This window comes from Paenibacillus sp. FSL H8-0283 (assembly GCF_045040675.1).
In the GTDB taxonomy this organism is placed as follows: domain Bacteria; phylum Bacillota; class Bacilli; order Paenibacillales; family Paenibacillaceae; genus Paenibacillus; species Paenibacillus amylolyticus.
In genome coordinates, this window is sequence record NZ_CP150295.1 from 177,648 (window position 1) to 197,778 (window position 20,131).

Below are 20,131 nucleotides of genomic sequence, written 5' to 3' on the forward strand. Positions count from 1 at the left end.
GTAACAATATATGAAGACAGCAATATGATAAGGAGGGGACATTTATGCTTGAAGGTGAAGGATCACCAGGCACAGGCGCCACGCTCATTATCATTACGGGCATGTCCGGAGCAGGTAAAACCATTGCAGTACAAAGCCTGGAGGATCTGGGTTTCTTCTGTGTGGATAATCTGCCGCCGGTATTGATTCCGAAATTTGCGGAACTAATTGAACAGTCAAACGGCAAGATTGGTAAGGTTGCATTGGTTATCGATCTGCGCGGGCGTGAATTCTTTACGGCTCTGTCCGAGTCTTTGAACTATATTAAAGATCATTTTACCATTCATTGCGAAATTTTATTCCTGGATGCTACAGACTCTGTACTTGTTCAGCGTTACAAAGAAAGCAGGCGCAGACACCCACTGGCTCCTGAGGGCATGCCGCTGGACGGCATCCGACTGGAACGCAAGATGTTGGAGGAACTCAAAAACTCTGCGACTCAGGTACTGAATACAAGTACAATGAAGCCTGCTCAACTGAAAGAACGTATCATATCCCGTTTTTCTCATCTCGAGAGCCAAATGCTGTCGGTGAATATTACGTCGTTTGGATTCAAGTATGGGATTCCGATTGATGCTGATCTGGTGTTTGATGTACGTTTTTTACCGAATCCGCATTATATTGATCATTTGCGACCGAATACGGGACAGAATAGTGATGTGTATGAATATGTTATGAAATGGCCAGAGACACAGGCGTTTCTGACCAAGCTGCTGGATATGCTGCATTTCCTGATTCCGCAATACCGGAAGGAAGGCAAAAGCCAGGTTATTATTGGAATCGGCTGTACCGGAGGCAAGCATCGTTCGGTAGCAATATCGGAATATTTGGGCAAGATGTTGGGAAGCAGTGAGACAGAAGCTGTTACCGTAAGCCATCGCGACGCTGACCGGGACCGTCATTGAAGAGGGTGAAGGGATGAAAGAGGCCGGACCACGAAGAGAACGTCCGAGAATAGTTGTAATGGGCGGCGGAACCGGATTATCCGTGATGCTGCGCGGTTTGAAAGAGAAGCCGCTGGATATCACGGCCATCGTCACAGTTGCAGATGACGGTGGAAGTTCAGGCATCCTGCGCAATGAGCTACAGATGCCGCCTCCGGGCGACATTCGCAACGTGCTTACGGCACTGGCTGATGTAGAACCATTGCTTTCAGATATGTTGAAGTACCGTTTCAATACAGGCGCGGGGCTTGCAGGCCACAGCTTGGGAAATTTGATTTTGGCTGCAATGACGGATATTTCGGGCGACTTTGTGACCGCAGTGCGGGAGCTTAGCCGCGTGTTTGCCGTTCGAGGTGAGGTATTGCCAGCAGCCGGGCAGGCCGTTGTGTTGCATGCGGAGATGGAAGATGGGACAATTATTACAGGTGAGTCCAAAATCCCTGAGGCGGGTGGACGCATCAAACGTGTTTTCCTTGAACCGGATCACGTGGAGCCGTTGCCAGAGGCAGTAGAGGCGATTCGTCAAGCTGATGCTATTCTGATCGGGCCAGGCAGCCTCTATACAAGCATCCTTCCCAATTTACTCGTACCTAAGCTTGCAGAAGCTGTGGTAGAGGCTGATGCGGTGAAGATGTTTATCTGTAATGTGATGACACAGCCGGGAGAAACGGATAACTATACGGTAAGTGACCACCTTAAGGCGGTACACGAGCATATAGGTCATCAGCTCTTCGACTATGTTATCGTAAATAATGGTGACATTCCGCTGCAAGTGCAAAATAAGTATGCGGAAAAAGGAGCAAAACCGGTTGTGCTGGATATGAATGTACTCGAAAGTGCCGGTTATCAGGTGGTTGCAGATACACTTGTTTTGTTCAAAACCTATCTGCGTCATGATGCCGACAAGTTAAGTCATCACATCTACCAACTGGTACAAAATTGGATGTTACGGAAGAGGTGAAGTCCCATGTCGTTTGCAGCACAGACCAAAAAAGAATTAACCATGATCGAGAGCGAACCGTGCTGCGAAAAGGCGGAACTTTCAGCCCTCATCCGTATGCTTGGTGCAGTGCAGTTATCGAATAAAAAAGTGATCTTGGATATTTCGACGGAGAATGCCGCGATTGCAAGACGGGCATACTCTCTGCTTAAAAAGCATTTTCAAGTGCATACGGAATTACTGGTCCGCAAAAAAATGCGGCTGAAAAAGAACAATGTATATATTGTTCGTATTCCAACCATGGTACAGGAGATTCTCAATAGTCTTCATATTGTATCTGAGGGCTTTCTCTTTACCCCAGGGATCAGTACGGAATTGTTTCAGCAAAACTGTTGTAAACGGGCCTATCTTCGCGGTGCATTTCTCGCAGGTGGATCGGTTAATAATCCGGAAGGTTCCTCGTACCATCTGGAGATTGCGTCCATGTATGAAGAGCACTGTCAGGCACTGGTTGACCTGGCCAATGAATTTCATCTGAATGCCCGGTGTATAGAACGGAAAAAAGGATTCATCCTATACATTAAGGAAGGCGAGAAAATCATTGAGCTGCTCAGCATCATTGGTGCTCATCAGGCCTTGTTCAAGTTTGAGGATGTACGAATTATGCGAGATATGCGTAACTCCGTTAACCGGATTGTCAATTGTGAGACCGCCAACCTGAACAAAACGATTGGAGCCGCGGTAAGACAAATCGATAATATCCGGTTGTTACAAAAGGAAGTTGGTTTGGAATCGCTGCCTGAGAAACTTCGCGAGGTGGCGGAGGTTCGACTAGCTCATCCGGATATTAACTTGAAGGAAGTTGGCGAGCTCCTTAAAGGTACAGTCAGCAAGTCGGGAGTGAACCATCGGCTTCGTAAAATTGATGAGCTGGCTGAGAAAGTACGCACAGAACGTTATGGTTAAGACGGAGTAGGGTAAAGTAACAAGGTCGGCTGTTTCTGCTGAACAGAAAGGTCGGGGAAGTCAACCGTTAAGGATCTAGGGGACTTACTTAGGTCATTGGATGCGCTGTGCAAAAGATGAAATAGGGCAAGATAATGCCCGTCAAAGCACCCTGAGTTTTTTCTTCTAGTGTCCTGCACGGGTTAATGGTATAATGTTGTTTAAATATAATTGTGTATTTAATGTCCAGATTTCATAATAGGGGGTAAGTTTCCATGACAAAGCACCCGGTAGTTGTCCGTTTGAAAACGGGTCTCCATGCCAGACCTGCGGCACTGTTCGTTCAAGAAGCGAATAAGTACTCGTCTGAAGTGTTCGTCGAGAAGGACGACAAAAAAGTTAATGCAAAAAGTATCATGGGGATCATGAGCCTTGCAATTAGCACAGGTACGGAAATCCAGATTAGTGCAGAAGGTGCGGATGCCGAACAGGCTGTAAACGCTTTAGTTAGTCTGGTAAGCAAGGAAGAGCTCGAAAACCAATAAGATATGATCAATCCAATGAAGAAGTCCCGAAAGGGGCTTTTTTGCGTTTTTCACGTTTATGCTATCGTCAAGTGCAACATTATGGAATTTGTCCCGTCTGTTAAGGTATCAAATCGTTTAAAGTTTGAGATGTTAACACATAAGGAGGCTATCGTGATGGGTAAACAATGGATGAAACCGTTTGGTGCGGTGCTGGTGGCAAGTACGTTGCTTGTTGGAGGAACAGCATGGGTTGCACCAGGTAACTATGCTTACGCTGCAGAGGTTCAGGGAGTACAACAGAATGTGATTAATGTTGTGGGTAAAGGTGAGATTCAGGTGAAGCCTGATATCGCGTATCTGTCCATTGGTGTGAACAGTACTGCAGAGACAGCTGCATCTGCTCAAAAAGCGAATGCTGCCAAAGTTCAAAAAGTATCCAATTTGCTGAAGAACACGTGGAAGATCAGTGCAGACGACATTCAAACGAGTCAGTTCTCTGTACAACCCAACTATACGTATAGTGAAAAAGATGGACAACAAATTAAAGGATATACAGCGCATCATACGCTGACAGTCACATATCGTCAGATGGACAAGATTGGCGAGTTGCTCGATGCTGCTTCGGGTGCGGGTGCCAACAATATTGAAAACGTACGCTTTACTGTAGAAAATCCGGAAAGTTATGAATCCCAAGTGATTGAAAAAGCTGTTGCCAATGCAGATGTGAAAGCTGGCGCCATTGCAAAAGCAGTTAAACGTCAACTGGGTGCTGTTCTTTCCGTAAGCCAAGGTGATGCCAATGTGCCTGTATTCTATGCAAGCGAGGCGTTGATGTCCAAAGCACAAGATACAGCAGGTGGTACTGAGATTGAAACAGGCCAGGTTAAAGTAAGTACAATCCTGAATATCACGTATGAAATGAAATAAACAAGAGTGAACTAAGGATTGTAAGCTCAAGTAACCTTTATAAGTGTCATTTGAAGGGTAAAATGAAATAATGACAAAGACTTTGTCCTGTGGACAGAGTCTTTTTTTGTTGGAAAAGCAAACTTTGATGAAGTTAGATAGGAGGGAACTTTATTCGAAGCAACATGAAATGTTGTATATTGGTATCTTTTTTGTATAGTTGTTCGTGACAAAAAGGTCATATCCCCATATATTTTCCTACTGATATTCATCAACATTGTAACTCGAGCTGTAAACCTTTCCGAATTCGGGTTAATTATAATAGAGAGGTGAGCGTATGAGATATGCGATCAGGTCAGGATTACATACGCAATGATCCCTAATTGTGAATTCAGAGAGGAGTTTTATATATGACATCATGGAAAAAATGGACAAGTGCATTGCTCGCAGCAGGAATTATTGTAGGTAGCGGTTCGGTGTGGCAGGACAGTTCGGTTCAGGCGGCATCGGTATCCTCGAAAGTGACAACCACAGCTGAGGTGACCCTGAAGTCGGGTGGAAAAACACTGACTCAAAAAGGACTTCTTCAAGGTGGCTCAACTTGGGTATCTCTTACGGCGGTTAAAGATGTGGCAGGTGGGACTCTGAAATATGATGCGAAAACCAAAGAGTACGCTTTGACAGCAGCCAATAACACGATGACGATCAGCCTATTGGATGGCGAGCCGAGTGTTCGAATTAACAACTATTATCCTCAAGTGGACGCAAAGCTGATCAACGGCAGATTATATATCCCATTCTCGGCAATGAGAGATTATCTGGGTGTACAGGGGAATTGGGATGCCAAAACCAAAACGTTGTCACTCAGCAAGTTGAAACAAAATAACGTTAAAATTAAAGCGGCAACAGTTAATGTCACTGTAAAAAATGCTGAAGTAGATGTTCAATATCCACAGGTGAGTGGACTTGCCAGCAAAGAAGCTGAAGCGGCGATCAATAAAGTGCTGAAAGACGAAGTGGATACTTATGTAGCTGACTTCAAGAAACAGACATCTGAATTCGGCGGTGCAACCGCCAACCGTCCATATGCATTTGAGAGCTCCTATGTAGTGACGTACAACGAAAAAGGCGTGCTGGGACTCATTACACAACGATACGAAGATTATGCTGGCGCTCATGGCATGACATACCGTACGGGCCACACCTTTGCACTGGACACAGGTAAGGAGCTTACGTTAGATGATGTGCTGCAAAATAACAAAACGATGCGCGAGACGTTGAGTAAAAAAGTGGGTGAGCAACTGAAAGCCCGCGGTGGATACCTCGACGGTTATAAAGGTTTGAATAAAGATCAAGATTACTATGTGACACCAACGGGTGTAGTTGTGTTCTTCCAGTTGTATGAGTATACGGCGTACGCAGAAGGCTTCCCTGAAATGCCATTTACGTACAAAGAGCTTCTCCCTAAAGGCACAGAACCTTTCAGTAATGTAAATGGAACCAAATAAAGAATCATTATTATGCACTCTTAAGTTATTTTTCTTATAAAATGAAAAAAGAAGCCCCCATCATAATTATGATGAGGGCTTCTTCTCGTATAGACAACACAATTATATGTTGCTGATTACGTTAGGTGTTGATTATGTTAACGCATAGACCGTGGTCTACGTCACACTTAGATGCCTTGTGATCCTACGTTTTCGATAACTTTATCAATGATACCGTAATCGGCGGCTTCAGCAGCACTCATGAAGTAGTCACGATCTGTATCTTTCTCAATCCGCTCCAGCGGTTGACCTGAACGCTCAGAGATGATGCGGTTCAAGGTATCACGCATTTTCAGGATGCGGCGAGCACGAATTTCGATGTCAGAAGCCTGACCTTGTGCACCACCAAGTGGTTGGTGAATCATAATTTCACTGTTTGGTAATGCAAAACGTTTACCTTTTGCACCGGCATTCAACAGGAATGCACCCATGGAAGCCGCCATACCTACACAGATGGTAGATACATCCGGTTTGATGAATTGCATTGTATCGTAAATCGCCATACCGGCTGTAATCGATCCGCCTGGGCTGTTGATGTATAAGTGAATGTCTTTCTCCGGATCTTCCGCAGCCAGGAACAACATCTGTGCCATAATGGCATTAGCCACTACGTCATTAACATCGCTACCAAGGAAAATAATACGATCCTTCAGCAATCTGGAGTAGATGTCGTAGGCGCGCTCACCCCGGTTGCTCTGTTCAACGACCATTGGAATAAAACTCACGTGAAAAACCTCCTTGGAATGTAAATGTTATTGGTGTTTATACTTAAACTGTTACCGTATTACCCACATAATAAACAATTCCAAACAAAAAGTCAAAGAAAGTCAAACTAACTTGCAAAAAAAAGAAACCTTTCCGGTTTCATTGGTTAAATGGGTTATGAGCTGTTAAATAAAAATGGCGCGCCCGCCAAGAATCGAACTTGGATCTCAGGCTTCGGAGGCCTACGTCATATCCATTGGACCACGGGCGCACATTAATTTGCTACCAATTTATGTAGCTTTCTAAATATATGACAGCAATAATGATTATAGCTCATGAAATATTTAATTGCAAGCAGTTCGTTGTGGTATTGGTTTGGATTAACCTAAAAATGATCATGATGAAGAAGAGTGGATAAAGAGTGCATTTAAGTAAATGCTATTAGAGGTTTTGGACATGCCGTATGAAATGTGATTCTGAGCGATATGTAGATCGAATTCATTTGTTTCTTCTATATATGGTATGCGTGAGCTAGTCCTAGATCATGAAAGTCTAGGATTGTGAAAATAGGCGCGTACAAACGCTGAATGCGTGTCGAAATAACACGTTGAAACACTTGCATGTCACGTCAGTTTTAGGTAGAATAGACGTGGGACTTAAAAAGTTAACCCGGGACGTTTTAGGGCCACGAAAGAGAGCTTAGAACGAGAACTTGCGGGAGTGGAAAGCATGCGAACGATTTTAGAAGTACAAAAGCAGCTTCTGCCTGATCTCATGGATATCTTGAAAAAGAGGTATACGATTCTGCAACAGATCATGTTATCGGATGTGATCGGACGGAGAACGTTAGCTAATTCCATGCAGATGACCGAGCGGGTTCTGAGGGCTGAGACCGATCTGTTAAAGGCTCAGGGACTTATTGAAATTGACAGTGCAGGAATGAAGATCAGCGAGGCAGGGTATGATTTGCTGCAGCAGTTAGAGCCCGTAGCCAAAGAGCTGTTCGGATTATCCGAGCTGGAAGAGCGCATCAAGCAAGCCTACGGTCTGCAAAAGGTAGTTGTGGTTCCTGGTGATTCGGACGTTTCTCCATTTGCCAAAAGGGAACTGGGCAGAGCTGGAGCGAAGGCTCTCGGCAATATCATGAGTGACAACGACGTTGTCGCCGTTACTGGCGGTTCAACAACGGCCGAAGTCGCAGAACAACTAAATCCGCCAACATCGCTCAAAGGTGTCTGGTTCGTACCGGCACGCGGTGGACTTGGAGAAAGCCTTGAAATTCAGGCTAATACGATCGCATCCACAATGGCAAAACGGGTAGGGGCGCAATACAAACTCCTGCATGTACCGGATTTGCTCAGTGATCATGCCTATGAATCATTAATCCAGGACCCTAGTGTTCAGGAGATTCTGCAGCTGATCAGGCAATCACGGATTGTTATTCATGGAATTGGTGATGCCGTAGAGATGGCTAAAAGACGCAAACTTGCGACGGAGATTATAGATGAACTTCAGGAGCAAGGGGCCGTATCTGAATCTTTCGGTTATTACTTTAATGATCAGGGTAAGGTGGTACATACCATGCTTACACTGGGTATGCGACTTCAGGATATTGAACGAACCGATGTTGTGATTGGAATTGCAGGTGGCAAAAGCAAAGCTGCTGCTATACATTCCGTGTTACGATTTGGTCAGGAAGATATTCTGATTATTGATGAGGCTGCTGCCGAAGTCATCGTTGCTGAAATGGAATAAGGTTTTACTTTGCATCACAACTATTGTTGTCTTGACGGACTTCACCGTCTGTCTTGAATATATAAGTTTCATAAAAAATTAATCAAAACTTGGGAGGAACTTACTCATGATTAAAGTAGGTATTAACGGTTTTGGACGTATTGGACGCTTGGCATTCCGCCGTATTCAAAATGTAGCAGGCATCGAGGTAGTAGCAATCAACGACTTGACTGACGCTAAAATGCTCGCTCATTTGCTCAAATATGATACAACTCAAGGTCGCTTCGATGGCGATGTTGAAGTACACGATGGCTTCTTCAAAGTGAACGGCAAAGAAGTTAAAGTATTGGCTAACCGTAATCCAGAAGAACTTCCTTGGGGCGACCTGGGCGTAGATATCGTTCTGGAATGTACTGGTTTCTTCACAACGAAAGAAGCAGCTGAGAAACACTTGAAAGGTGGAGCTAAGAAAGTTGTTATCTCCGCACCAGCTACTGGCGACATGAAAACCATCGTTTACAACGTAAACCATGAAATCCTCGACGGTACTGAAACTGTAATCTCCGGCGCATCTTGCACAACAAACTGCCTGGCACCTATGGCAAAAACACTGCAAGACAAATTCGGAATCGTTCAAGGTTTGATGACTACAATTCACGCTTACACTGGCGACCAAAACACGTTGGATGCTCCACACCCTAAAGGTGACTTCCGTCGTGCTCGCGCAGCAGCTGAAAACATCATCCCTAACACAACTGGTGCTGCTAAAGCAATCGGTCTGGTAATCCCAGAACTGCAAGGCATCCTTGATGGTGCAGCTCAACGTGTACCAGTAGCTACTGGTTCCCTGACTGAGCTCGTAACTGTTCTGAACAAAAAAGTAACTGCTGAAGAAGTTAACGCAGCTATGCAAGAAGCTTCCGATCCAGAAACTTTTGGATACACAGAAGACGAAATCGTATCTTCCGATATCCAAGGAATCACTTTCGGTTCCCTGTTTGATGCAACTCAAACTAAAGTTCTGACTGTTGGCGACCAACAATTGGTTAAAACTGTAGCTTGGTATGACAATGAAATGTCCTACACTGCACAATTGGTTCGCACTTTGGAGCACTTTGCAAAAATGATTAAGTAATATCTGCAATAACATAGAGCGGAAACAGATGCTATATTGTTTCCGCTCTTTATATATCTACATTTTGCAAATTTCTCAAAAACACCAGGATTGACGAGGGATTTTAGCTCTTGATTGGTCCACCAAATACATGGGTGCGGAGGAAATACAGATGAACAAAAAAAGTGTACGCGATATCGAATTGACAGGAAAACGGGCTTTTGTCCGTGTAGATTTCAATGTGCCGCTCGAAGATGGTAAAATTACAGATGACAAACGTATTCGTGCAACGCTTCCTACAATCAACTTCTTGATTGAAAAAGGCGCTAAAGTCATTTTGGCAAGCCACATGGGTCGTCCTAACGGCGAAGTGGTTGAATCTTTGCGTTTGACTCCAGCAGCTGAGCGTTTGTCTGAATTGCTTGGTAAAACAGTTGTTAAAGCTGACGGTTCTGTTGGTGACGCTGTTAAAGCTCAAATCGCTGAACTGAAGAACGGCGACGTATTGTTGCTTGAAAACGTTCGTTTCCACGCAGGCGAAGAGAAAAACGATCCGGAACTGGCAAAACAATTTGCTGAACTGGCTGACGTTTTCGTTAACGATGCGTTTGGCGCGGCTCACAGAGCACACGCTTCGACTGAAGGAATCGCTCACTTGCTTCCAGCAGTGTCCGGTTTGTTGATGGAGAAAGAACTTGAAGTGTTGGGTAAAGCAATTTCCAACCCTGAGCGTCCTTTCACAGCTATCATTGGTGGATCCAAAGTTAAGGACAAAATCGATGTAATCGACAACCTGCTGAACATTGCAGACAACGTAATCATCGGTGGCGGTCTGACTTACACGTTCTTCAAAGCACAAGGACATGAAATTGGACAATCCTTGCTGGATGATTCCAAACTTGATGTTGCTCTCGGTTTTATCGAAAAAGCGAAAAAATTGGGCAAAAACTTCTACCTGCCGGTAGATATCGTAGTATCTGACGATTTCAGTGCGAAAGCAAACACACAAATCGTTGACATCGATGGTATCCCAGCAGATTGGGAAGGTATCGACATCGGTCCTAAAACACGTGAGATCTATGCTGATGTAATCAAAAACTCCAAATTGGTTGTGTGGAACGGACCAATGGGCGTATTTGAAATCGAGCCATTCTCCCACGGTACTCGTGCAGTAGCGGAAGCTTGCGCTGAGACAGAAGCTTACACTGTAATTGGTGGCGGTGACTCCGCAGCAGCAGCTGAGAAGTTCAAATTGGCTGACAAGATGAACCACATCTCTACAGGTGGCGGTGCATCGCTCGAGTTCATGGAAGGTAAAGTACTTCCAGGCGTAGTGGCATTGAACGACAAGTAAGTTTTAGTAGCCTATAGCATGAAGGAGTTGAAACCCATGAGAACACCGATTATCGCAGGTAACTGGAAAATGTTCAAAACGGTTTCCGAATCCAATGACTTCATTCAGGAAGTTAAAGGAAAAGCGGAAGTTGAAGGCGTGGAAACTGTAATCTGCGCACCGTTTACAAATCTGCCATCCCTGGTAGAAGCTGTTAAAGGCACAAACATCAAAATTGGTGCACAAAATCTTCACTTTGAAGATAACGGTGCATTCACAGGTGAAATCAGCGGCGTGATGCTGAAAGACCTGGGTGTGGATTATGTCATTATTGGTCACTCGGAGCGCCGTCAATATTTTGCGGAAACCGATGAGACTGTCAATAAAAAGTTGCATGCAGCATTCCGTCACGGTTTGACTCCAATCTTCTGCCTTGGTGAGACGCTTGAAGAGCGTGAAGCGAACCAAACAAAAGACGTATGCAAAGTGCAAACAGTAGCTGCTTTTGCAGGTCTGTCTGCAGAGCAAGCGGCCCAAGTTGTTATCGCTTATGAGCCAATCTGGGCGATTGGTACAGGCAAATCCTCCACTTCCCAAGATGCGAATGAAGTTATTGCTTACATTCGTACGCTGGTGAAGGATCTGTACAACGAGACGGTTGCGAATGCAGTTCGTATTCAATACGGCGGCAGTGTTAAACCAGAGAACGTAACAGAATACCTCGGACAAAGCGACATCGACGGCGCACTTGTTGGCGGTGCCAGCTTGCAGCCGGCTTCGTTCATCGCGCTTGTTGAGGGGGCGAAGTAAGATGACAGCTCCAAAACCTGTAGCACTGATCATCATGGATGGCTTTGGTCTGCGTAACACGGTGGAAGGCAATGCGGTAGCGCAAGCCAAGAAACCGAACTATGACCGTTTCATGAGCCAATTCCCACATACAACGCTCACTGCATGCGGTGAAGCTGTAGGTTTGCCAGAAGGGCAAATGGGAAATTCCGAGGTAGGTCACCTGAACATTGGTGCCGGCCGGATCGTATACCAGGATTTGACCCGTATCTCCAAATCCATTCGTGACGGCGAGTTCTACGACAATGAAACACTTGTCAAAGCCGTTCGTGAAGCGAAACAAAGCGGCAAAAAACTTCATCTCTACGGCTTGTTGTCTGATGGCGGCGTACATAGTCACATCGACCACCTGTTTGCTATGCTAGATCTGGCCAAAAAAGAAGGAATGAATGATGTATATATTCATGCTTTCATGGATGGCCGTGATGTTATGCCAGACAGTGGTAAAGACTTCATGCAGAAACTGATCGCTAAGATTGAAGAAGTCGGTGTAGGTAAAATCGCTACGGTTCAAGGTCGCTATTACGCGATGGACCGTGACAAACGTTGGGAACGGGTTGAGAAATCATACCGTGCCATCGTTTATGGAGATGGACCAAAATACACTGACCCACTCAAAGCGGTTGAAGAATCGTATGAGAAATCCGTATTTGATGAATTCGTTGAACCAACGGTTATCGTTAAAGCGGATGGTGAGCCGGTAGGTTTGGTTGAGAGCGGCGATTCCGTTATCTTCCTCAACTTCCGTCCTGACCGTGCAATCCAGTTGTCGCAAGTATTCACAAACCAGGATTTCCGCGGTTTTGATCGTGGTCCGAAGTTCCCTGTGGGCTTGCACTTTGTATGCTTGACTTTGTTCAGCGAGACAGTTGAAGGTTATGTGGCTTATTCGCCGAAAAACCTCGACAACACGCTGGGTGAAGTTCTGGTACAGAACAATAAAAAACAACTGCGTATTGCAGAAACTGAGAAATACCCGCACGTTACCTTCTTCTTCAGCGGTGGTCGTGATGTGGAGCTTCCGGGCGAAACTCGTGTACTGATCAACTCACCAAAAGTTGCAACGTATGATCTGCAACCAGAGATGAGCGCTTATGAAGTAGCTGACGCATGTGTTCGCGAGATCGAAGCAGACAAACATGACGCCATCATTCTGAACTTTGCTAACCCTGACATGGTTGGACACTCCGGCATGCTGGAGCCTACCATCAAAGCGGTTGAAGTAACAGATGAGTGCATGGGCCGTGTTGTGGATGCAGTACTTGCCAAAGGCGGCGTTGTACTGATCACAGCGGATCATGGTAACGCGGATATGGTGTTCGATGAGAAAGGACGTCCGTTCACAGCTCATACAACGAACCCGGTTCCATTCATCGTTACGGATGCAAATGTAACCTTGCGTGAAGGCGGAATCCTGGCAGATATCGCGCCAACGATCCTTGATCTGATGCAATTGCCTAAACCGGCTGAGATGACAGGTACATCCGTCATCGCTACCCGTAAATAAGTTACGCAACAACATATATAATTGGACGGTTTGGCGTTTGCACATTGAACGAAGGCAGCAGAAATAGTCTGAAGAAGCGAAGCGCTCGCCTTTATCACATGATTTCAACTTATGAAAGTAAGTTCAAAGAAATCAGGGGATAACAGCGATCGGAAGACGATTCTGCTGACATAGTGAAATAAGGGCAAACACAAGTTGGTCCAAAAATTAAATCCCAACTATAAAGGAGATTATCACAAATGACTATTATTTCTGACGTGTACGCTCGCGAAGTCCTCGACTCCCGCGGTAACCCTACAGTAGAAGTTGAAGTATACCTGGAGTCCGGCGCAATCGGACGCGCAATCGTTCCATCTGGTGCATCCACTGGTGCCCACGAAGCAGTTGAGCTTCGCGATGGTGACAAATCCCGTTACCTCGGTAAAGGCGTTCTGCAAGCTGTTAAAAACGTAAACGAAACAATCGCTCCAGAAGTTATCGGTATGGATGCATTGGATCAACTGGGTATCGACAAATTGATGATCACTTTGGATGGTACGCCAAACAAAGGTAAACTGGGCGCTAACGCAATCCTGGCTGTATCCATGGCAGTAGCTCGCGCAGCTGCTGACGCTCTGGACCTGCCATTGTATGTTTACCTGGGCGGATTCAACGCTAAAGCATTGCCAGTACCAATGATGAACATCATCAACGGTGGTGAGCATGCTGACAACAACATCGACGTTCAAGAGTTCATGGTTCTTCCAGTTGGAGCACCAAGCTTCAAAGAAGCTCTTCGCGTAGGTGCAGAGATCTTCCACAACTTGAAATCCGTATTGAGCTCCAAAGGCTTGAACACAGCTGTAGGTGACGAAGGTGGTTTCGCACCGAACCTTGGTTCGAACGAAGAAGCAATCACTACAATCATCGAAGCAATTGAAAAAGCTGGTTACAAACCAGGCGTTGACGTATTCTTGGGTATGGACGTTGCTTCCACTGAGTTCTACAAAGATGGTAAGTACACACTTGCTGGCGAAGGTAAATCTTACACTTCCGCTGAGTATGTTGACCTTCTGGCTTCATGGGTTGAGAAATACCCAATCATCACAATCGAAGACGGTATGTCCGAAGATGACTGGGATGGTTGGAAATTGCTCACTGAGAAATTGGGAGACAAAGTACAACTCGTTGGTGATGACCTGTTCGTAACAAACACTGAGCGTCTGGGCAGAGGTATCAACGAAGGTATCGGTAACTCCATCCTGATCAAAGTTAACCAAATCGGTACATTGACTGAAACATTTGATGCAATCGAAATGGCTAAACGCGCAGGATACACAGCTGTAATCTCCCACCGTTCCGGTGAGTCCGAAGACAGCACAATCGCTGATATCGCTGTTGCAACTAACGCTGGTCAAATCAAAACGGGTGCTCCTTCCCGTACAGACCGTATCGCGAAGTACAACCAATTGCTCCGCATTGAGGATCAACTGGGTGAACTGGCTCAATACAATGGTCTTAAAGGATTCTACAACCTTAAAAAATAAGCTGGATATCCAGCTTTTACAGGCAAGCCGGGTAACCGGCTTGTCTTTTTTATTGCAACGAAGTAATGGTATAACGTAAGGATCACGCAGATGGTGAAATTTAGGGCATTGTATAAACTGTACTACTTGTAGTACAACCATAGCTATGTTACAATTAAAGTAACTGTTTTTATGGTGAGATGTATGCCCACATGGGTAGGAGGTGGAAAGAATGGATATTGCTTTGAAATTGCTGCTCGTTGTTTTCTCGATCGGTCTAATCACTGTAGTATTGCTGCAGCACGGGAAAAGCGCTGGTTTGGCGGGTGCCATCTCCGGTGGTGCGGAACATCTTTTCGGTAAAACGAAAGCGCGCGGATTGGATCTCTTCCTGCAACGTGCAACGGTGGTACTGGGTGCAGGATTTATGATTTTGTCTATTGTTGTTACGGTGGTTTCCAAGTAAGATTCGGAACTGCTGTTCAATGAATAGCTTAAGCTAATGGCTTAATTGATGAACCTTCGTTTCGTGAAGAAACGGGGGTTTTTTAATAAATTCTTACGCGTCCAAACTTTTCCAACAATTTAATCTATAGACTCCATGATTTTCGGTCTTCTTCTCACTTCTGTTTGGTTTTCCTTCCTTAACATGCAACACACCCCTATCATGTATGGTATGTCCCTCGCTTATTCGTTACGCGAACTCACTCCCTATAATGAATGTCATGTGTACAGAAAATTTTCGGATGTAGTCCTTTTCCAGATGCGCACAGCACGTGTATCGCATAAAATGCTGTAGAGATACGTGAAAGCGTGATTTTAGAGGAGCGCCCGGCAACTGTGGTTTTTTTGCGAGGTACGGATGGGCCGGATTGAATTCGTGTATACTAGGGTATGAGATAGTATGGTTGTACTACTACACTCTTCACAGCAATGATATTGTATTGCATGAAAAAGGTAAGAATTCCGATACATAAAGAGATGAGACTTGCTTACACTTTTATGTTTCCCGAGGTGAATATATTAATGATAACAGAACAACAATTGCTCGACTTCATGCGGGAAACCGCTTATAAACCTATGACTTATCAGGAGTTGGAACAGCACTTCGCTATTGAAGATGCAGCTGATTTCAAAGCCTTTTTGATTATGCTTAATACGCTGGAGGAATCCGGTAAAGTTTTGCTGACCCGTAACAATCGCTATGGCATGCCAGAGCGCATGGATTTGGTACGTGGACGTTTACAGGCTCACGCCAAAGGTTTCGCTTTCCTTATCCCTGAGGATCGGGAGCACCCGGATGTGTACATTCACGCCAATGATATGAAAAGTGCGATGAATGGTGATACGGTATTGGTTAAAGTCACATCTCAAGGACCTTCAGGTGGTCGTTTGGAGGGTGAGATCGTCCGTATTGTTACTCGTGCTGTGACACAAGTCGTTGGTGTGTTCCAAAGCCATGAGGTGTACGGATTTGTCATTCCGGATGATAAACGGATTAATCGCGATATTTTCATCCCACGTACCAACTTTGCTGGGGCGGTTGATGGACAGAAGGTCGTAGCCAAGATCGTCAGCTATCCGGAGGGCCGTGCGGCTGCCGAAGGTGAAGTGATCGAGATTCTCGGTCATAAGGATGAGCCGGGTATTGATATTTTGTCCGTCATTCGCAAGCATCAGTTGCCTGAAGCTTTCCCTGATGAAGTGGTAGAAGAGGCGGAAAAAGCACCCGACTCCATCACGGATGAAGAGATTGTACAACAGGGTCGCCGTGATCTGCGCGGACTTAACATTGTCACGATTGATGGCGAAGATGCCAAGGATCTGGATGATGCTGTAAATGTAGAGAAACTGCCTAACGGGAACTACCGTCTGGGTGTTCATATTGCCGACGTTGGCTATTATGTGCAGGAGAATTCCAAGCTTGATCAGGAAGCCTACAACCGTGGATGCAGTGTGTATCTGGTGGACCGGGTTATTCCGATGCTGCCACAGCGTCTGTCCAACGGGATCTGTAGTTTGAACCCGCAGGTAGACCGCTTGACACTGTCTTGTGAGATGGAGTTTAACGACCAGATGAAGGTTGTAAAACATGACATTTTCACAAGTGTAATTAAAACCAAAGAGCGGATGACGTATTCCAACGTCCGTAAAATCCTTGAAGGTGAAGAGCCGGAATTGCTCGAGCGTTATAAGGATCTGGTAGATGATTTCCATCTGATGAAAGAGATCGCTTTGAAGCTACGTGCTATGCGTATGCGCCGTGGTGCGGTTGACTTTGATTTTGAAGAATCCAAAATCGTTGTGGACGCAGAATGCAAACCGGTAGATATCGTGAAACGGGAGCGTTCGATCGCAGAGCAAATCATTGAGGAATTCATGTTGGCAGCGAACGAAACAGTGGCAGAGCATTTCCACTGGTTGAAGGTTCCTTTCATTTATCGTGTGCACGAAGACCCGGATCAGGAAAAACTGCAAAATTTCCTCGCCTTTGCGGCGAATTTTGGACACCAGGTCAAAGGACGTGGCAATGCGATTCATCCACGGGCGCTTCAATCGTTGCTTGAGGATATTAAAGAAACGAAAGAACAAACTGTGATTAGTACGATGATGCTCCGTTCGATGAAACAGGCGAAGTATGATTCTGAAATGTCGGGTCACTTTGGCCTCGCGGCAGAATTCTATAGTCACTTTACGTCTCCAATTCGTCGTTATCCCGATCTTGTCATTCACCGGGTGATTCGCGAAGTCATTGAAAATAATGGTGCATTGCCGGAGAACCGTCAGGAGTATTTGGCAGCACGTATGTCCGATATTGCGCAGCAGTCTTCTGAACGTGAACGTGTGGCGGTAGAAGCTGAGCGGGATACGGAGAAAATGAAAAAAGCCGAGTACATGCTCGACAAAGTAGGCGAAGAGTTCGAAGGCATGATCAGCAGTGTGACCAGCTTTGGTATGTTCATTGAGTTGGAAAACACGGTTGAAGGCTTGATTCGCCTCAGCGCACTCACGGACGACTATTACCATTTTGACGATCAGCATATGGCTCTGATTGGTGAACGTACCTCGAAAGTCTTCCGCATCGGTGATGAAGTGAAGATCCGTGTGGCACGTGTAAGCATGGAAGAGTATACGATTGATTTTGAAATGGTAGATATGAAACCTCGCGGTGAACGTCCTGGCGGCTTCGGTGGCGGACGTGGCGGTAAAGGTGGACGCCCAGCAAGTGGTGGCGGTCGCGGCGGTGCCAAGGGTGGACCGGGTGGTTTCAGCGGTTCACGTGGCGGCAAAGGAGGCTCATCCGCTGCTGGAGCCAGCCGTGGTGGCAGATCAACGGAAGAAAGCAGCAAAGGTGGACGTGGCGGTCGCGGTGGAGCAGCGAGTGCAGGCGCAGGCTCATCTGGTGGCTACGCAGGTAAAGGCGGCGGCAAACCAAAAGTTGAGCGTCGTGCTGGTGATGCTGGAGGATCAACTGGCCGGGGCAAAGGTGCGGTGAGCTTTGGTTTTGGCTCAGGTAAAGGCGGATATAGCTCTACATCGGGTGGATCGGATAGTAGTTCAACCGATGGACAAGGAAGTGGCCTGAACAGCGGCAGCGGTCGCGGTGAAGGAAGCTTTAAATCCGGCAAGGGCGGCAATAAAGGTGGTAAAGGCGGAAGTGGACGCAAAAACACTTCGCCAAGCGGCGTATTTATTGGAGAGAATGCAACTCCTGGTGGCGCTCAGGAAGGCGGAGCACCACGACGCAAGCGGAAGAAGAGCAAAGGTGCAGCTGGTAACGGCACGGCAGCTTTTGTACGGAAAAAGAAAAAATAAAGCTAACGTAACTTGGAGAAATGGATTACAAGTCGTTCCTCCAGGTTAAGCGTTGGAGAAAATAGTCACTTCAGCCGGTGTGTTGTTTCGCACTGTCTGAAAGTGGTGTAATGAGGAGGGGCGGCAGAGGTCGCCTCTTTCTTGATTTTAACAGCCGTACTTGCTACAATTAGGGTCTGGCACGTGGTACCTTGGTGCAACATTGGGTGCGCTGCTATAGAGCATGGTACCGGCTTATTTTACGGAGAAGGAGTGAGGACATGGGCAAGAATGATGGACAGAGTAAAGTGCTCGCACAGAATAAAAAGGCTTCCCATGACTACTTCATTGAAGATACGTATGAAGCGGGCATGGTGCTTACCGGAACGGAGATCAAATCTCTTCGTAACGGCCGTGCGAATATTGGTGATGCATTTGCCACGATTCGAAACGGTGAGATTCATATTCACAATATGCATATTAGTCCTTTTGAACAAGGGAACCGAAATAATCCGCTCGATCCGACACGTACGCGTAAGTTGTTGATGCATAAAGTGCAGATTCACAAGCTGCTCGGGCTGTCGAAACAGGATGGGTACAGCATTGTGCCGCTGAAAATCTATATCCGCAATGGTTATGCAAAGCTTTTGCTTGGACTGGGTAAAGGTAAGAAGCAATACGACAAACGTGAAACTGCCGCGAAGCGCGATGCTCAACGTGATATCCAACGGGTACTGCGCGAGAAGCAGAAGGTTGCGCGTTAAGTGGAGCGCTGGGCGTAAAGACTTTACTTTAAGTGTATAAGTTAGTTTTTGTGATGAAGTTAGGAAAATTGATGTATGAGTTAAGGAGTCTCAAGGTTTGTCCTGCAATGGGCAAGATTGAGGCTTTTTTATTTGTAGTGGGGAAGGTGATTTGATGTGAATAGCTGAAGTATGCAGTTGGCTGATTTTTGTTGTGTGTGATTAAGTACATTGCTAGGAGCATGGAGCTAAGTATGGTGATGAATCTAAATTATCACATGTTGCGTAGTTTGTCAGGGTAGTGGGTAAAATACTTAGGTGCAGTTGTTCGTGATCCGATCTGGGAAACTTTACTTCCGATTAGTGACGCGGTATAATATGTAGACGATTGAGCCTGTTGTATTGTATAACCTTGTACACATGCTCAGCCTGCTGGAATGTCTTCCAGCAATCTGTACTATTTCGGTGATGTGTCCTGTGTTATGATTACTCATGTAGCAGACAGGAATGCCGAGTTTGAAAGAAGCATCTTTTTACCTTGGAGGAAAAAGATGTATAGCACCTTTGCTCCGTATTCACGGATTAATCCTGGAGCCCTTCTTCATTGAGGGGGCGTTTATGGATTCGACGGGGATAGTTCGAGCATGGGTAGCGGGTAGTGGGGACGCGTCCGCTTTATCAACGCTAAAGCCTATTAAACGGCAAACAACAAACAAACTACGCTTTCGCAGCCTAAGAAACTGTGTGCGTGCTTCTACCCTGCATCGCCCATGTGACAGGGATAGGGGCTAACTAGTAGTGGGATACGCTGTCACATCTCCGCCTGGGGTGTGCTGAAGAAGACAATCAGGCTGACCCAACGTATAGCCGGTTACGGGGCGATACTCGGGTGACATCAAAACTGTGACTACACCCGTAGAAGCTTATGTGCCGTTATCTTCGGACAGGGGTTCGACTCCCCTCGCCTCCATTAGAGTCAAGAAACCATCAACCAGTAA

General features: G+C 45.9%; 16 protein-coding genes, 1 tRNA gene and 1 other RNA gene. 16 read left to right on the forward strand and 2 right to left on the reverse strand.

The window, feature by feature from the left end; translation table 11 throughout:
- The first annotated feature begins 44 nt into the window (after positions 1–44).
- From rapZ to MHI52_RS00900, 6 genes are all read left to right on the forward strand, one after another.
- Complete coding sequence (gene rapZ / locus MHI52_RS00875) at positions 45–944, forward strand: RNase adapter RapZ (RefSeq protein ID WP_017691251.1); 900 nt, start codon at positions 45–47, stop codon at positions 942–944.
- 13 nt (positions 945–957) lie between these two features.
- Positions 958–1,944 (forward strand): YvcK family protein, encoded by a 987-nt coding sequence (yvcK, locus tag MHI52_RS00880; protein ID WP_017691250.1) that lies wholly within the window; start codon positions 958–960, stop codon positions 1,942–1,944.
- Positions 1,945–1,950: 6 nt separating this feature from the next.
- A complete protein-coding gene (gene whiA / locus MHI52_RS00885; RefSeq protein ID WP_036616210.1) occupies positions 1,951–2,889 on the forward strand; it encodes a DNA-binding protein WhiA in 939 nt (312 codons plus the stop codon).
- Between the two features lie 254 nt (positions 2,890–3,143).
- The gene (locus tag MHI52_RS00890; RefSeq protein WP_017691248.1) at positions 3,144–3,413 is read left to right on the forward strand and encodes an HPr family phosphocarrier protein; all 270 of its coding nucleotides are present in this window, start codon (positions 3,144–3,146) and stop codon (positions 3,411–3,413) included.
- Positions 3,414–3,569: 156 nt separating this feature from the next.
- Positions 3,570–4,322, forward strand: coding sequence for an SIMPL domain-containing protein (locus MHI52_RS00895; RefSeq protein WP_047841458.1), 753 nt, complete (start codon positions 3,570–3,572; stop codon positions 4,320–4,322).
- Between the two features lie 389 nt (positions 4,323–4,711).
- Positions 4,712–5,809, forward strand: a complete 1,098-nt coding sequence (locus MHI52_RS00900; RefSeq protein ID WP_076320060.1) for a stalk domain-containing protein — start codon at positions 4,712–4,714, stop codon at positions 5,807–5,809.
- Between the two features lie 167 nt (positions 5,810–5,976).
- On the opposite strand, the gene clpP is transcribed toward MHI52_RS00900, so the two are convergent.
- Both clpP and MHI52_RS00910 read right to left on the reverse strand, forming a co-directional pair.
- Positions 5,977–6,573 (reverse strand): ATP-dependent Clp endopeptidase proteolytic subunit ClpP, encoded by a 597-nt coding sequence (gene clpP, locus MHI52_RS00905; RefSeq protein ID WP_017691245.1) that lies wholly within the window; start codon positions 6,571–6,573, stop codon positions 5,977–5,979.
- A 176-nt stretch (positions 6,574–6,749) separates the two neighbouring features.
- Positions 6,750–6,824, reverse strand: a tRNA-Arg gene (locus MHI52_RS00910).
- Positions 6,825–7,282: 458 nt separating this feature from the next.
- Between MHI52_RS00910 and MHI52_RS00915 the strand changes: the two genes are divergently transcribed.
- From MHI52_RS00915 to ssrA, 10 genes are all read left to right on the forward strand, one after another.
- Complete coding sequence (locus MHI52_RS00915) at positions 7,283–8,308, forward strand: sugar-binding transcriptional regulator (protein ID WP_036616216.1); 1,026 nt, start codon at positions 7,283–7,285, stop codon at positions 8,306–8,308.
- Positions 8,309–8,414: 106 nt separating this feature from the next.
- On the forward strand, positions 8,415–9,422 hold the full coding sequence (gene gap / locus MHI52_RS00920) for a type I glyceraldehyde-3-phosphate dehydrogenase (RefSeq protein ID WP_017691243.1): 1,008 nt from the start codon (positions 8,415–8,417) through the stop codon (positions 9,420–9,422).
- A gap of 151 nt (positions 9,423–9,573) precedes the next feature.
- Positions 9,574–10,755, forward strand: coding sequence for a phosphoglycerate kinase (locus MHI52_RS00925; protein WP_340983772.1), 1,182 nt, complete (start codon positions 9,574–9,576; stop codon positions 10,753–10,755).
- 36 nt (positions 10,756–10,791) lie between these two features.
- Complete coding sequence (gene tpiA / locus MHI52_RS00930) at positions 10,792–11,544, forward strand: triose-phosphate isomerase (protein WP_036616221.1); 753 nt, start codon at positions 10,792–10,794, stop codon at positions 11,542–11,544.
- A 1-nt stretch (position 11,545) separates the two neighbouring features.
- Complete coding sequence (gpmI, locus tag MHI52_RS00935; RefSeq protein WP_036616224.1) at positions 11,546–13,090, forward strand: 2,3-bisphosphoglycerate-independent phosphoglycerate mutase; 1,545 nt, start codon at positions 11,546–11,548, stop codon at positions 13,088–13,090.
- 239 nt (positions 13,091–13,329) lie between these two features.
- A complete protein-coding gene (gene eno, locus MHI52_RS00940) occupies positions 13,330–14,616 on the forward strand; it encodes a phosphopyruvate hydratase (protein ID WP_036616228.1) in 1,287 nt (428 codons plus the stop codon).
- Positions 14,617–14,827: 211 nt separating this feature from the next.
- Positions 14,828–15,061 carry a preprotein translocase subunit SecG gene (secG, locus tag MHI52_RS00945; protein ID WP_036616231.1) on the forward strand — a complete coding sequence of 78 codons (234 nt, stop codon included), beginning with the start codon at positions 14,828–14,830 and terminating at the stop codon, positions 15,059–15,061.
- 560 nt (positions 15,062–15,621) lie between these two features.
- On the forward strand, positions 15,622–18,411 hold the full coding sequence (rnr, locus tag MHI52_RS00950; RefSeq protein ID WP_405158266.1) for a ribonuclease R: 2,790 nt from the start codon (positions 15,622–15,624) through the stop codon (positions 18,409–18,411).
- A 260-nt stretch (positions 18,412–18,671) separates the two neighbouring features.
- A complete protein-coding gene (gene smpB / locus MHI52_RS00955) occupies positions 18,672–19,154 on the forward strand; it encodes an SsrA-binding protein SmpB (protein WP_036674736.1) in 483 nt (160 codons plus the stop codon).
- A 587-nt stretch (positions 19,155–19,741) separates the two neighbouring features.
- Positions 19,742–20,106: a transfer-messenger RNA gene (gene ssrA, locus MHI52_RS00960) on the forward strand.
- Positions 20,107–20,131 lie beyond the last annotated feature (25 nt).